This window comes from Pseudomonas sp. Teo4, from assembly GCF_034387475.1.
In the GTDB taxonomy this organism is placed as follows: Bacteria; Pseudomonadota; Gammaproteobacteria; order Pseudomonadales; family Pseudomonadaceae; genus Aquipseudomonas.
The window spans coordinates 3299518-3314422 of the sequence record NZ_JAXCIL010000001.1; the positions used below are offsets into that span (position 1 = coordinate 3299518).

Annotated in this window: 6 protein-coding genes; 3 read left to right on the forward strand and 3 right to left on the reverse strand. The window is 62.8% G+C overall.

The genetic code is table 11. The features are described 5' to 3' along the window. The first annotated feature begins 11 nt into the window (after nucleotides 1-11). Nucleotides 12-2198, forward strand: a complete 2187-nt coding sequence (locus PspTeo4_RS14820; protein WP_322364558.1) for a patatin-like phospholipase family protein — start codon at nucleotides 12-14, stop codon at nucleotides 2196-2198. A 173-nt stretch (nucleotides 2199-2371) separates the two neighbouring features. On the opposite strand, the gene PspTeo4_RS14825 is transcribed toward PspTeo4_RS14820, so the two are convergent. Then, complete coding sequence (locus PspTeo4_RS14825; protein ID WP_196163544.1) at nucleotides 2372-2809, reverse strand: MarR family transcriptional regulator; 438 nt, start codon at nucleotides 2807-2809, stop codon at nucleotides 2372-2374. Between the two features lie 138 nt (nucleotides 2810-2947). Beyond that, nucleotides 2948-5092, reverse strand: coding sequence for a DNA helicase RecQ (gene recQ / locus PspTeo4_RS14830; protein ID WP_322364559.1), 2145 nt, complete (start codon nucleotides 5090-5092; stop codon nucleotides 2948-2950). Between the two features lie 246 nt (nucleotides 5093-5338). Between recQ and PspTeo4_RS14835 the strand changes: the two genes are divergently transcribed. After that, a complete protein-coding gene (locus tag PspTeo4_RS14835) occupies nucleotides 5339-5926 on the forward strand; it encodes a YecA family protein (protein ID WP_322364560.1) in 588 nt (195 codons plus the stop codon). Nucleotides 5927-5933: 7 nt separating this feature from the next. Continuing rightward, nucleotides 5934-6299 (forward strand): YbaN family protein, encoded by a 366-nt coding sequence (locus PspTeo4_RS14840; protein WP_322364561.1) that lies wholly within the window; start codon nucleotides 5934-5936, stop codon nucleotides 6297-6299. 63 nt (nucleotides 6300-6362) lie between these two features. On the opposite strand, the gene PspTeo4_RS14845 is transcribed toward PspTeo4_RS14840, so the two are convergent. Further along, complete coding sequence (locus PspTeo4_RS14845; protein ID WP_322364562.1) at nucleotides 6363-14777, reverse strand: retention module-containing protein; 8415 nt, start codon at nucleotides 14775-14777, stop codon at nucleotides 6363-6365. Nucleotides 14778-14905 lie beyond the last annotated feature (128 nt).

Below are 14905 nucleotides of genomic sequence, written 5' to 3' on the forward strand. Positions count from 1 at the left end.
TGAGACTCACGATGCGCCGCTTGCTGTTCTGCCTTTTGCTGATGCTCACGTCCATCACCGCCCTCGCCACCGAGCACACCCGGCCCAAGGTTGGTCTGGTGCTCTCCGGCGGTGCCGCCCGTGGCCTGGCTCACATTGGCGTGCTAAAGGCCCTTGAGGAACAGGGCGTGCGCATCGATGCCATCGCCGGCACCAGCATGGGCGCAGTGATCGGCGGGTTGTACGCCTCTGGCTACAGCGTCCAGGAACTGGAAAAGCTGGCCACCACACTCGACTGGCAACAAGCCCTCTCCGACGCCCCGCCCCGCAAGGACGTGCCCTTTCGCCGCAAGCAGGACGACCGCGACTTTCTGGTCAAACAGAAACTGAGCTTTCGCGACGACGGCAGCATCGGCTTGCCCTTGGGCGTGATTCAGGGCCAGAACCTGGCACTGCTGCTGGAAAGCAAGCTGGCCCACACCGCCGACACCCGTGACTTCGACAAGCTGCCCATCCCCTTCCGCGCCGTGGCCACCGACATCGCCAGCGGCGAGAAAGTGGTGTTCCGCCGCGGCCACCTGCCACAAGTGATTCGTGCCAGCATGTCGATACCCGCAGTGTTCGCCCCGGTCGAGCTGGACGGTCGCCTGCTGGTGGACGGCGGCATGGTCGACAACATTCCCGTGGACGTGGCCCGCGACATGGGCGTGGACCTGGCCATTGTCGTGGACATCGGCACCCCACTGCGTGATCGTAACCAGCTGACCACGGTGGTTGATGTGCTCAACCAGTCGATCACCCTGATGACCCGACGCAATTCCGAAGAGCAACTGGCCAGCCTGCACCGCGACGACATCCTCATCCAGCCACCGCTAAGCGCCTATGGCGTCACCGACTTCGGCCGCGCCCGCGACATGATCGATGCCGGTTACCGCGCCACCCATCTGCTCGACTCGCGCCTGGCAGGCCTGCGCCAGGCAGAGGGTGATGCGGGCCTGGCCGTGGCCCGGTCGCCCCGCCAGCGAACGCCGGTCATCACCAAGATTCGGGTAGAGAACGACTCCAAGGTCAGCGACGATGTCATTCGGTCCTACATTCGCCAGCCAATCGGCGCGCCTTTGGAACTGGACCGCCTGCAAACCGACATGGGCACCCTGTATGGCCTGGACTACTTCGACCGGGTGCAGTACCGCGTGGTGCACAAGGGCGACGAAAACACCTTGGTGATCAACGCCCGGGGCAAGCGCAGCGGCACCGACTACTTGCGCCTGGGCCTGAACCTGTCGGATGACCTGAGTGGCGACAGTGCTTTCAACCTGGGCGCCAGTTACCGGGTCAATGGCATCAACAGCCTGGGTGCCGAGTGGCTGACCCGTGCGCAGATCGGCGACGTGCAAGAGCTGTACAGTGAGTTCTACCAACCATTGGATGTGGGCTCGCGTTACTTCGTCGCGCCCTACCTGGACTTCGGCTCGCAGAACATCGAGGCGACGTTGGACAACGACCCCATCGCCGAGTACCGCCTGGAGCGCTACGGTTTTGGCCTGAATGTCGGCCGCCAGATCGGCACCAATGGCGAAGTGCGTCTGGGTGTGGGCAAGGCCTGGGGCGAGGCCGACGTGCGCATCGGCGACCAGGACCTGCCCAAGGTCAGCTTCAACGAAGGCTTCTATGAGCTGAAGTACTCGTTCGATACCCTCGACAATGTGTACTTCCCCCACCACGGCGAAGACATTGGTCTGACCTTGCGCAAGTACGACGCCTCACTGGATTCGGACCAGGACTACAGGCAATGGCAGCTCAACCTGGACAAGGCGATGAGCAGCGGGCCGAACACCTGGGTGCTGGGCGGCCGATACGGGCGTACGCTGGATGATGCCGAGGTGGTGACCTCGAGTTTCGTGATCGGGGGCGCGAGGCAGCTCTCGGGCTTCCGCCAGGACTCGGTGTCAGGACAGAACGTCAGCCTCATGCGCATGGTCTACTACCGTCGCCTGACGCCCAGGGCCTATGTGCCGCTGGATTTCCCGCTGTATATCGGGGGTTCGCTGGAGCGTGGCCGGGCGTGGAACAATGACAATGAGTTCGACAGTGGCTATATCAATGCGGCGAGCATCTTCCTGGGGCTGGAGACGCCGTTGGGGCCGCTGAACTTGAGTTATGGGGCGAACAGTGAGCATCAGAAGGCGGTGTATCTGAATCTGGGGCATACCTTCTAGCTAGTTTGGGGGCGCTGCGCGCCCCATCGCAGGCTTCGCCAGCTCCCACGGATATGGACTGCCCCCAAGAAGTTGGACACAAATCCAATCCTTGGGGGGCAGTCCAGATATCTGGCAGTTCAATCCGTGGGAGCTGGCGAAGCCTGCGATGGGACGCACAGCGGCCCCAAACTTCAAGACTTCTCGAGATTGGCCAGAATCTTGGCATGCACCCGCATGCACACTTCCAGGTCCGCCTCATCCACCCCGGTGAACAACTCCAGGCGCAAGGCATTGGCGATGGTCTCGATCTGGTCGATCAGTGGCTTGGCCGGCGGGCACAGCAGGATTTTCTTCGCACGCCGGTCCTCCATCACCGCCTGACGGCGCACCAGGCCCTGGCTCTCCAGGCTGTCGAGCAGACGCGCCAGGGTCGGCCCTTCGACCCCTACACTCTGGGCCAGCTCGCGCTGGGTCGGGGCTTCGTCGAAACGCGCCAGGTGCAGCAACACCAGCCACCGCGCCTGGGACAGGTTGAGCCCGGCCAGGCGGCGGTCAAGCTCGGCACGCCAACCCCGGGACATCTGGGCCAGCTGCATGCCGAAACGGTGTTGGTTGTCGGTCAGGGGCATAAGCAACTCATTGACTAGAACTAATTATTAGTCAGCTAACCATGCTCGCTGCCATCAGGCAAGGCTGCGCGGCGCGGAAACGTCCGATAATCGTCAAAAAGCATGACAAAGGTCAGCCGATGGCAGAAATGCCTGCGATCAGAGCTCGAACTCCGCCGCCAGCGCCGCCCGTACGCAATAGAGCACGCCTTCCGGAATCCGCTGCCCGAACATCGGGGCAATGGCAGACACCGGGGGCAATTCACCCTCTCCGTCGAGGAAGGCGTCCTGCACTTCCATGAGCAGGTCTTCCGGCAGGTCCAGGGCCTGTTCCAGGCTCAGTTCCTGACGACCAAGCGCTTCAGCCAGAAGGCTGTAGACGTTCTTCTCGCTGCAGTTGAGTTGGCCGGCAATTTGCGCGGGGGTCATGCCGGCGCGGGCCAGGCTGACCAGTTCGTGGCGCAGGTCGAGCACCACTTTCGGCGCCTCTGCCGTGCCGCCTGCACCATTGAGCACTTCGAGGAAGGCTTGGCCATAACGCTCCAGCTTGCGCGCGCCAACACCGCTGACCTGGGCCATGTCGCTGAGGCTGGCCGGCTGGCTGCGGAGCATTTCCAACAAGGTGGAATCGGGGAAGATGACGTAAGGCGGCACGCTGTGCTCCTCGGCCAGCTTGCGCCGCAAGGTACGTAGCGCCTCCCACAGTTCGCGTTCCTCGGCGCGCACCAGCTGGCTGGCCGGGCTGCCGCCGCTGGAGGAAGCCTTGGCCACTGTCTGTGGCTTGAGGTCGCGGCGCAATTGCAAGGTCACTTCACCGCGCAGCAAGGGCCGGCAGCTGTCGGACAGACGCAGGCCGCCGTAGCCCTCCAGGTCGATGTCCACCAGCCCGCGCGCCACCAACTGGCGGAACAGCGAACGCCACTCGGCCTCGGCCAGCGCCTTGCCCACCCCGAACACCGAGAGTTTCTCGTGGCCGAAGTTGCGCACCTTTTCGGTGTCCTTGCCCAGCAACACATCCACCAGGTGGCCAACGCCGTAGCGCTGGCCCGTGCGGAATACCGTCGACAGCGCCTGGCGCGCCGGCTCTGTTGCGTCCCAGGTCTGCACCTGGTCGACGCAGTTGTCACAATGGCCGCAGGGCTGCTCGAGGGTTTCGTCGAAATAGGCCAGCAGTGACTGGCGGCGGCAGCGGGTTTCTTCGCACAGGGCCAGCATGGCGTCGAGCTTGTGCTGCTCGATACGCTTGTGGCGCTCGTCACCCTCGGAGTTCTGCAGCATCTGCTTGAGCATCACCATGTCCTGCAGGCCGTAGGCCATCCAGGCATCGGACGGCAAACCGTCCCGGCCGGCGCGGCCGGTTTCCTGGTAATAGGCCTCGAGCGACTTGGGCAGGTCCAGGTGGGCGACAAAGCGTACGTTGGGCTTGTCGATACCCATGCCGAAGGCGATGGTGGCGACCATGATCAGCCCTTCCTCGTTCAGGAAGCGGTGCTGGTTGGCCGCACGTGTCTCGGCAGCCAGGCCGGCGTGATACGGCAGCGCCGGGAAGCCCTGCTCGCACAGGAAGGCGGCGGTCTCGTCGACCTTCTTGCGCGACAGGCAATAGACGATGCCGGCGTTGCCACGGCGCTCGCCCAGAAACGCCATCAACTGCTTGCGCGGTGCTTCCTTGGGGACGATGCGGTAGAAGATGTTCGGCCGGTCGAAACTCGACAGGAAGCGCTCGGCGCCCTGCAGATGCAGGCGCTGGACGATTTCCTCACGGGTGCGCATGTCGGCGGTGGCCGTCAGTGCAATGCGCGGCACGTGCGGGAACAACTCGGCCAGCTGGCCCAGCTGCAGATATTCAGGACGGAAGTCATGGCCCCATTGCGACACGCAGTGGGCTTCGTCGATGGCGAACAGCGAGATGTCCAGGCCGCGCAGGAATTCCAGCATGCGCGGCTGTACCAGGCGCTCTGGCGCCAGGTACAGCATCTTCACTTCGCCACGGCGCAGGCGGGCAGCCAGGTCCCTTTGCTGTTCGGGGCTCAGGGTCGAGTTCAGCGCGGCGGCTGCCACCCCCAGCTCATCGAGGGTAGCGACCTGATCGTCCATCAGCGCGATCAACGGCGACACCACCACGGTCAGGCCTGGGCGCAGCAAGCCCGGCACCTGGAAACACAGCGACTTGCCGCCACCGGTGGGCATCAGCACCAGGGCATCGCCACCTTTGGCCACGCATTCGATGATCGCGGCCTGACGCCCGCGGAAGCTGTCGTAGCCGAAGATGTCCTTGAGAACGCGCTGAGCCTGTTCGAGCATGTGCAACTCCACCAATCGCCGTACCATCCTGGACACAGGCTGGACGAAAAACCCGCTTCGCACACAGCAAATGCGTAAGCGGCTTTTGCCAGATGACCGGGAAAACCCGCCCCTGGATGAAAAATCGCGGAGTATACCGCAGTGCGTTGCGCCACAGGGGCCCCGGTGACAGACGTTCCCTTTGCACCGTCGCCGCCGCAAGGTGCTAGAATTCACTATCGTTTATTCCCCCAAGGTAGCCCTGTAATGTCCTTCGCCGAGCAACTGACCCGCCTGCAAGCCTTCCTCGACGCCGATGAGCTGCACGAAGAAGCGCTGGACTACGTCGCCGCCCATGGCTACCTGACCGCATTGTCGATCTGCTCGGAGGAAGTTCCCGAGCGCGAATGGATCGACGCGCTGTTCGCCGAAGAGCCCCATTACGCCAGCGATGCCCAGCGCACCGAGATCGAAGCGACCTTGGTAGCACTCAAGGCCCACATTGCCCGCCAACTGGCCAGCGACGAAGAGTTCGACCTGCCGTGCGACCTGGACCTGACCGACGAGCCAGACGATTCCGACCTGCGCGGCTGGTGCATCGGCTTCATGGAAGGCGTGTTCCTGCGTGAGGAAGCCTGGTTCGAGAACGCCGAAGAGGAAGTCAGCGAGATGCTGCTGCCGATCATGGTCGGTTCCGGCCTGTTCGACGAGCAGCCCGAGTTCGCCGACATCGCCAGCAACGCCAACCTGCAGGACGACATGATCGTGCAGATCCCTGAGGCGCTGAGCGCGCTGTTCCTGCTGCTGCACGCTCCTGACGAGAAGCCGGCGCTGCTCAAGCCACGCCACCACTGAGTCGATCATGCGCTACCTGCTGCTGGCCATCGGCTGGCTCAGCGTTGCGCTCGGGGTGTTGGGAATATTCCTACCGGTGCTACCCACCACCCCGTTCCTGCTGCTGGCCGCGGCCTGCTTCGCGCGCAGCTCGCCACGCTTTCACGACTGGCTGATCAACCACCCGACGCTGGGGCCGTGGATTCGTGACTACCTGAACGGCGAAGGCATTCCGCTCAAGGGCAAGGTCTACGCCATCGGCTTGATGTGGGCGAGCATCAGCCTGTCCTGCTACCTGGTACCGCTGTTCTGGGCACGCGCCTTCATGCTGACCAGCGCGGTGCTGGTCAGCCTGTACATCCTCAAGCAGAAGACCCTGCGCCGGCCTGGTTGAGCGCTATCTCCGTGGGAGCGGCCCGGCAAGGCCGCTCCCCCAGATGAAGTCCCGTTCGTCCTCTTAGACCGTATCGACCTTCAACGAATGATCATTGAGCATCCCATTGATGATCGTCGCCGTGTCCTGCCCCGCCGAAATCACCCCGCCCGCCCCTGCCGTCACGCCGTAATGCTGGGCCAGATCGACCCCTGCCAGGTCGATGGTCTGGGTGGGTGGCGCACCCGCCACACTGCTGACCTCGATGGTCGAGACCACATCGGTACCGGTGCCACTGACCTTGAAGTGCAGGAAGTCGTCCAGCGATGCCGCTGTGGCATGCTCGCCCTGCAGCAATTGCGACAGGTCGAGGTGGTCACTGCCTGGTGTGAAGTCGGTGACCGTGTCGTGGCCAGTGTCGCCCTTTTGCCAGACGAAGGTGTCGTTGCCGACGCCTCCGGTCAGGGTGTCCTTGCCCGGGCCGCCGATGAGGATGTCGTTGCCGCCGCCGCCGTTGAGCACGTCATGACCCAAGCCACCATCCAGCACGTTGTCGCCGTTGTTACCGATCAGCGTGTCGCCATAATCCGAGCCGATCAGGTTCTCGATCCGCGCCAGGGTGTCGACACCCGCTCCACCGGTGTTCTGGGCACCGCTTAGGCTCAGGTTCACGGTGACCGGACCGCTGGCAGTCGCATAGCTAGCGGTGTCGATACCGTTGCCGCCATCGAGCAAATCATTGCCCGCGCCCCCGATCAACAGGTCATCGCCATTACCACCGTACAGGCTGTCGTTGCCCGCGCCGCCCACCAACACATCATGCCCATTGTTGCCGTTGAGGGTGTCATTGCCGTCCCCTGCCAACAGCACATCGTTGGCAGACGACCCATTGTGAGTCACGTTGCCCGCGGCCGTGAGGTCCAACGTACCGCTGGCACCGCTGCCGTGATGCTCGCTGACCGTGTAACCGGTGTGCTGGGCGCCACCTTCAGCATTGGCATAGTCGACCACCAGGCTCAGCTTGTAATTCTCGGCAGCCTTGCTGTTGCCAGGTGTGTTGGGCTGGTTGACCAGGTGAATACTGTATACCCCGTCATGGCTGGCGGTGAAGCTGCCGCCGTCAGCAACGGCCTGGTAGCTGCCGCCGGCATCCTTCCATTCCATGGTCAGGTTGCCATCCGCACGGTCATGGTCCAGCTTAAGGGTTTCGCCCTTGCGCAGGCTGACGGTAATCACATCCTCGGCGCTGGCGTTGCCTACCGGCCCCAGGTAACCAAGCACCACCAATGCGGCAGTCATGGAGCCAGTGCTGGTGATGAATGCGCTACGGTCCAGTGCCTTGACCTGGCTTTCAGGTACCAGGCTGTGGCTGCCGTTCTTGTCGTGGCCCGAGCCATGCCCTTTGTCGTCATCGTCCCCGCATTCCTGCCCGTTTTTGTCCTGCACGTCGATGCGGATGATCGTGGTGCTTTCATCGCCGTCGGCATCGCGGATGGTGTAGACGAAGGTGTCGGTGGCACCGGCCTTGGTGACGCTGTTGGAGTAAGCGTGGTAGACGCCATTGCCCTTGGCATCAAGAGTCAGGTAGCCGTACTCGCCGCTGACGGTGGTACCCACTCCGCCGCTGGCGGGGGTGGAGGTATCGTCGCCGGCGCGCACGCCGACCACATACTTGCCGTCGCCCAGCACATCGGCACCGACCACGTCATTCCACAACACATTCCCAGAAACCGAGTCGCCTTCGTTCACCGAGACAGAGTCGCAGTGGGCTTTCGGCACGTCATCGACAATCGTGATGACGATGGTGCTGGTCACGCTGTTGCCCAGTTGGTCGGTGGCCTTGTAGGTGAAGTGCTCGACCGTTTTATCGGCACCGGGAGTATTGGCGGGCGAAGTCAGGTTATAGGTGTAGGTGCCGTCCGGGTTGACCTGGATCTGGCCGTATTGGCCTACCGCGTTGCCAACCAGGCTGTAGGTCAGCGCCCCCAACCCACCACTGACCGAGCCGACCAGGGTGCCGGAGGCCGTCTCGGCGGTCGAGGCCGGGTTACTGCCGGTACTCAGGGCGTTTTCGTACACCGTGATGTCACCATCCTTGCCCGCCACCATGCACACGTTCTGCACGTTGATGGTGATGGTCGTGGTGCTTTCGTCACCATCGGCGTCGCGGATGGTGTAGACGAAGGTGTCGGTGGCACCGGAACCGGCCACACTGTTGGGGTAAGCGTGGTACACGCCATTACCGTTGGCATCCAGGGTCAGGTAGCCGTACTGGCCGTTGACGTTGGAGCCGAGTCCACCGCTGGCCGAGGTGGAGGTGTCGCTGCCCGCGCGCACGCCGACTACGTATTTGCCATCGCCCAAGGTATCGGCACCGAAAGTGTCGTTGTACAGCACGTTGCCAGTCACCGTGCTGCCTTCGTGCACCGTGGCGGAGTCAGCCACAGCTTTGGGCACATCATCGACAATCGTGATGACGATGGTGCTGGTTACGCTGTTGCCCAGCTGGTCGGTGGCTTTGTAGGTGAAGTGTTCGACCGTTTGATCAGCACCAGGGGTATTGGCGGGTGAAGTCAGGTTATAGGTGTAGGTGCCATCCGGGTTGACCTGGATTTGGCCGTACTGCCCCGTGGCACTGCCTACCAGGCTGTAGGTCAGCGCGCCTAACCCGCCGCTGACCGAACCGACCAAGGTGCCGGATGCCGTTTCGCCGGTCGAGCTCGGATTGCTGCCGGTACTCAAGGCGTTTTCGTACACCGTGATGTCGCCATCCTTGCCCGCCACCATGCACACGTTCTGCACGTTGATGGTGATGGTCGTGGTGCTTTCGTCGCCGTCTGCATCGCGGATGGTGTAGACGAAGGTGTCGGTGGCACCGGAGCCAGCCACGCTGTTGGGATAGGCGTGATACACGCCGTTACCGTTGGCATCCAGGGTCAGGTAGCCGTACTGGCCGTTGACGTTGGAGCCGAGTCCACCGCTGGCCGAGGTGGAGGTGTCGCTGCCCGCGCGCACGCCGACTACGTATTTGCCATCGCCCAAGGTATCGGCACCGAAAGTGTCGTTGTACAGCACGTTGCCAGTCACCGTACCGCCTTCGTGCACTGTGGCAACGTCGGCGACAGCTTTGGGCACATCATCGACGATGGTGATGGCAATGGTGCTGGTCACACTGTTGCCCAGTTGATCAGTAGCCTTGTAAGTGAAGTGCTCGACCGTTTTTTCAGCACCGGGCGTGTTGGCAGGTGACGTCAGGGTGTAGGTGTAGGTGCCGTCCGGGTTGACCAGTATCTGGCCGTACTGCCCCGTGGCGCTGCCAACCAGGCTGTAGGTCAATGCGCCTAACCCACCACTGACCGAGCCGACCAGGGTGCCGGACGCCGTTTCGCCGGTCGAGGTCGGGTTGCTGCCGGTGACCGTGCCAGAGGCCAGGTCGTTGCCGTCCTTGCTGGTGTCCAGCGCGTTTTCGTACACCGTGATGTCGCCATCCTTGCCCGCCACCATGCACACGTTCTGCACGTTGATGGTGATGGTCGTAGTGCTTTCGTCACCGTCGGCATCACGAATGGTGTAGACGAAGGTGTCGGTGGCACCGGAGCCGGCCACGCTGTCGGGATAGGCGTGATACACACCATTACCGTTGGCATCCAGGGTCAGGTAGCCGTATTGGCCATTGATGTTGGAACCCAGCCCGCCGACGGCCGAGGTGGAGGTGTCGTTACCCGCGCGCACGCCGACCACATACTTGCCGTCGCCCAAGGTATCGGCACCGAAAGTGTCGTTGTACAGCACGTTGCCAGTCACCGTACCGCCTTCGTGCACCGTGGCAGAGTCTGCAACCGCTTTGGGCACATCATCAACGATGTTCACATCCAGGCTGCCGGTTGTGGTGCTGCCGTCGACATCTTTGGCGATGACCTGGAAGTGTTCGCTGAGGCTATTGGCACCGTTGCCGCTGGCGTGGCTTTCGTTGTCGGTCAGGGTGTAGCTGTAGCTGACCACACCCGTGGCCGGGTCGTAGCCAGTGATGGTCAGGGTATGGCCTTCCGGGGTCACGACCGACTGCGGGAAGCCTGCCGGCACGCCACCGGTGACCACATTGATGCCACCCACGCTCAGGCTCTGCAAGCCATCCGGTGCAGTGACCTTGAACGTGCCTTGCTGGGTCAGTTCTGCCGCATTCGGCGCCGAGCCATCGCCCAGGTGTTTCTCGTAAACACTCAGTTCGCCGCCCTGCACCTCCAGCCCGTCGAGCTTCACCGGGTCATCGAGGTTGCTGATATTCAGGGTCAGGGTCGCGGAGCTGGTGTCGCCGTCGGCATCCTTGATCGTATAGGTGAAGTGCTCCAGGCCATTACCGCCACCGCCCAGACTCTTGAAGTCCGAGTCGTTGGTATTGAGCGTGTAGGTGTAGGAACCGTCTGCGGCCAGCACCAGAGTGCCGTAGGTGCCGGTGAAAGTACCGGCGATGACCGGGCCACCAACCACGCGGTCGGCGCCTTGCACGTCATTGGTCAGTACGTTGCCAGTCAACTCGGTGTGCTGCTCGGTGGCAGTGACCGCGTTGCTATCGTCGTATGCCTTGGGCACGTCGTCGACGATGGTAATGGCGATGGTGCTGGTCACGCTGTTGCCCAGCGCGTCAGTGGCCTTGTAGGTGAAGTGCTCGACTGTCGTATCGGCACCAGGCGTGTTGGCAGGTGACGTCAGGGTATAGGTGTAGGTACCGTCCGGGTTGACCTGGATCTGACCATACTGCCCCGTGGCGCTGCCAACCAGGCTGTAGGTGAGTGCCCCCAACCCTCCACTGACCGATCCGACCAAAGTGCCCGACGCCGTTTCGCCGGTCGAGGTCGGGTTGCTGCCAGTGACCGTGCCAGAGGCCAGGTCGTTGCCGTCCTTGCTGGTGTCCAGCGCGTTTTCGTACACCGTGATGTCGCCATCCTTGCCCGCCACCATGCACACGTTCTGCACGTTGATGGTGATGGTCGTAGTGCTTTCGTCACCGTCGGCATCACGAATGGTGTAGACGAAGGTGTCGGTGGCACCGGAGCCGGCCACGCTGTCGGGATAGGCGTGATACACACCATTACCGTTGGCATCCAGGGTCAGGTAGCCGTATTGGCCATTGATGTTGGAACCCAGCCCGCCGACGGCCGAGGTGGAGGTGTCGTTACCCGCGCGCACGCCGACCACATACTTGCCATCGCCCAAGGTATCGGCGCCAAAGGTGTCGTTGTACAGCACGTTGCCAGTCACCGTACCGCCTTCATGCACTGTGGCAGAGTCTGCAACCGCCTTGGGCACGTCATCGACGATATTCACATCCAGGCTGCCGGTGGCGGTGCTGCCGTCGACGTCCTTGGCGATGACCTGGAAGTGCTCGGTAAGGCTGTTGGCACCGTTGCCGTTGGCGTGGCTTTCGTTGTCGGTCAGGGTGTAGCTGTAGCTGACCACGCCCGTTGCCGGGTCATAGCCGGTAATGGTCAGGGTATGGCCTTCCGGGGTCACGACCGACTGCGGGAAGCCTGCCGGCACGCCACCAGTGACCACATTGATGCCGCCCACGCTCAGGCTCTGCAGGCCATCCGGTGCAGTGACCTTGAACGTGCCTTGCTGGGTCAGTTCTGCCGCATTCGGTGCCGAGCCATCGCCCAGGTGCTTCTCGTAAACGTTCAGCTCGCCGCCCTGCACCTCCAGCCCGTCGAGCTTCACTGGGTCGTTGAGGTTGCTGATGTTCAGGGTCAGGGTCGCGGAGCTGGTGTCGCCGTCGGCATCCTTGATCGTGTAGGTGAAGTGTTCCAGGCCATTACCGCCGCCGCCCAGATTCTTGAAGTCCGGGTCGTTGGTATTGAGCGTGTAGGTGTAGGAGCCGTCCGCGGCCAGCACCAGGGTGCCGTAGGTACCGGTGAAGGTGCCGGCGATGACCGGGCCACCGACCACGCGGTCGGCACCTTGCACGTCATTGGTCAATACGTTGCCAGTCAGTTGGGTGTGCTGCTCGGTCGCAGTTACGGCGTTGCCGTCGTCGTAAGCCTTGGGCACATCATCGACGATGTTCACGTCCAGGCTGCCAGTGGTGGTGCTGCCATCAACGTCCTTGGCGATGACCTGGAAGTGTTCGCTGAGGCTATTGGCACCGTTGCCGTTGGCGTGGCTTTCGTTGTCGGTCAGGGTGTAGCTGTAGCTGACCACGCCCGTTGCCGGGTCATAGCCGGTGATGGTCAGGGTATGGCCTTCCGGGGTTACGACCGATTGCGGGAAGCCCGCCGGCACGCCACCGGTGACCACATTGATGCCGCCCACGCTCAGGCTCTGCAGGCCATCCGGTGCAGTGACCTTGAACGTGCCTTGTTGGGTCAGTTCCGACGCATTCGGCGCCGAGCCATCGCCCAGGTGCTTCTCGTAGACGTTCAGTTCGCCGCCCTGCACCTCCAGCCCGTCGAGCTTCACCGGGTCATCGAGGTTACTGATGTTCAGGGTCAGGGTCGCGGAGCTGGTGTCGCCGTCGGCATCCTTGATCGTATAGGTGAAGTGCTCCAGGCCATTACCGCCACCGCCCAGGTTCTTGAAGTCCGGGTCGTTGGTATTGAGCGTGTAGGTGTAGGAACCGTCTGCGGCCAGCACCAGAGTGCCGTAGGTGCCGGTGAAGGTACCGGCGATGACCGGCCCACCGACCACACGGTCGGCACCTTGCACGTCATTGGTCAGTACGTTGCCAGTCAGCTCGGTGTGCTGCTCGGTGGCAGTGACCGCGTTGCCGTCGCCGTAAGCCTTGGGCACGTCATCGACGATGTTCACGTCCAGGCTGCCGGTGGCGGTGCTGCCGTCGATGTCCTTGGCGATGACCTGGAAGTGTTCGCCGAGGCTGTTGGTGCCGTCGCCATTGGCGTGGCCTTCGTTGTCCGTCAGGGTGTAGCTGTAGCTGACCACACCCGTGGCCGGGTCATAGCCGGTGATGGTCAGGGTATGACCTTCCGGGGTCACGACCGACTGCGGGAAACCTGCCGGCACGCCACCGGTGACCACATTGATGCCGCCCACGCTCAGGCTCTGCAAGCCATCCGGTGCAGTGACCTTGAACGTGCCTTGCTGGGTCAGTTCTGCCGCATTGGGTGCCGAGCCATCGCTCAGGTGCTTCTCGTAGACGTTCAGTTCGCCGCCCTGCACCTCCAGCCCGTCGAGCTTCACCGGGTCGTTGAGGTTGCTGATGTTCAGGGTCAGGGTCGCGGAGCTGGTGTCGCCGTCAGCATCCTTGATCGTGTAGGTGAAGTGCTCCAGGCCATTACCGCCGCCGCCCAGGTTCTTGAAGTCCGGGTCGTTGGTATTGAGCGTGTAGGTGTAGGAACCGTCCGCGGCCAGCACCAGAGTGCCGTAGGTGCCGGTGAAGGTACCGGCGATGACCGGGCCACCGACCACGCGGTCGGCGCCTTGCACGTCGTTGGTCAGTACGTTGCCAGTCAGCTCGGTGTGCTGCTCGGTGGCAGTGACGGCATTGCTGTCGTTGTAAGCCTTGGGCGCATCGTCACGGATGATCACATCCAGTGAACCTTGTGCGACATCGCCATCGGGGTCGCTGGCCACTACCGTAAAGTGCTCTTGCACCGTACGCACCCCTTCGCCACTGCCATGCTGCTCAGCGCCGGTGAGGGTGTAGCTGTAGGTCACCACGCCAGTGGCCGGGTTGTAACCGGTAATGGTCAGGACGTTCCCCTGCCCGGTGGTGATGGACTGGCCAACCCCCGTGACAACACCAGCCGTCACGACATTGATGCCACCCACATTGAGATTGAACACACCATCCTGCGCCACCACGGTGAAGCTGCCGGACTGGGTCAGCGCTGAAGGATTGCTCGCCGACCCATCGACGAGGTTGGCCTCGTTGAAGGTCAGTTCTCCCGGAGCCAGATTCAGCCCCTGCAAACCGACCGGGTTGTTCTCTCCCTGTGGCGGTGTGGGCCGCAGCACACTACCGTCATCACCACTACTGCTATCGGTCCCCCCAATCTCGCGCGTGGCCAGTTCAGGAAATCCGTTGAAGCCCGCTGTTGGGAAACCCACTGTCGGGTCGACCCGTGCAGCCACCTCGCTCAACATCACGAAACTATGACCACCGCCCAGGGCACCAGGTGCACCACTGCTGGATGGCCCGGCAGCCGTCGCCTCGGCCGACTGAGTGGGGTCGTCGCCTGCCGCAATGGCTTGCTGGATGCGCTCGACGTCGCTGAGCTGCGCCTGACTCGGTGCGGTGTCGTGGTTCTGGGCATGAGGTGCTTGGTTGGCCAGTAGCTCCGTGGTCATCGTCAGGCTGCTGTCACGCCCCAGGGTCAGCTCGGCACCGTTGTGCAAACGCACGGCCACGGCCCCCGCAGCACCGGTCTCCAGTTGTTCGCCGGCGAACAGGCGGTCGCCCTCCACCAAGGGCCGCCGGCCACCATCGCTGCCAACCGCGAATACCTGACCGACCACTTTGCTGACCACACCGACTAACTTAGCCATGAGCGCACGCCTCCCCTAACCGTTAGGCTTCTACAGCCAATGACAGGGCGGATGGGGGATAAAGGACGTCGAGCTCGAGCGTAGTCGCGGTGAGCAACGATCCTTCAGGTGACTACTTTGGCGATAGT

Coding starts and splice junctions, on each gene's coding strand:
- PspTeo4_RS14835 (WP_322364560.1), top strand. CDS start 5,339: ATGTCCTTCGCCGAGCAACTGACCCGCCTGCAAGCCTTCCTCGACGCC.
- PspTeo4_RS14845 (WP_322364562.1), bottom strand. CDS start 14,777: ATGGCTAAGTTAGTCGGTGTGGTCAGCAAAGTGGTCGGTCAGGTATTC.
- PspTeo4_RS14840 (WP_322364561.1), top strand. CDS start 5,934: ATGCGCTACCTGCTGCTGGCCATCGGCTGGCTCAGCGTTGCGCTCGGG.
- recQ (WP_322364559.1), bottom strand. CDS start 5,092: ATGCTCGAACAGGCTCAGCGCGTTCTCAAGGACATCTTCGGCTACGAC.
- PspTeo4_RS14820 (WP_322364558.1), top strand. CDS start 12: ATGCGCCGCTTGCTGTTCTGCCTTTTGCTGATGCTCACGTCCATCACC.
- PspTeo4_RS14825 (WP_196163544.1), bottom strand. CDS start 2,809: ATGCCCCTGACCGACAACCAACACCGTTTCGGCATGCAGCTGGCCCAG.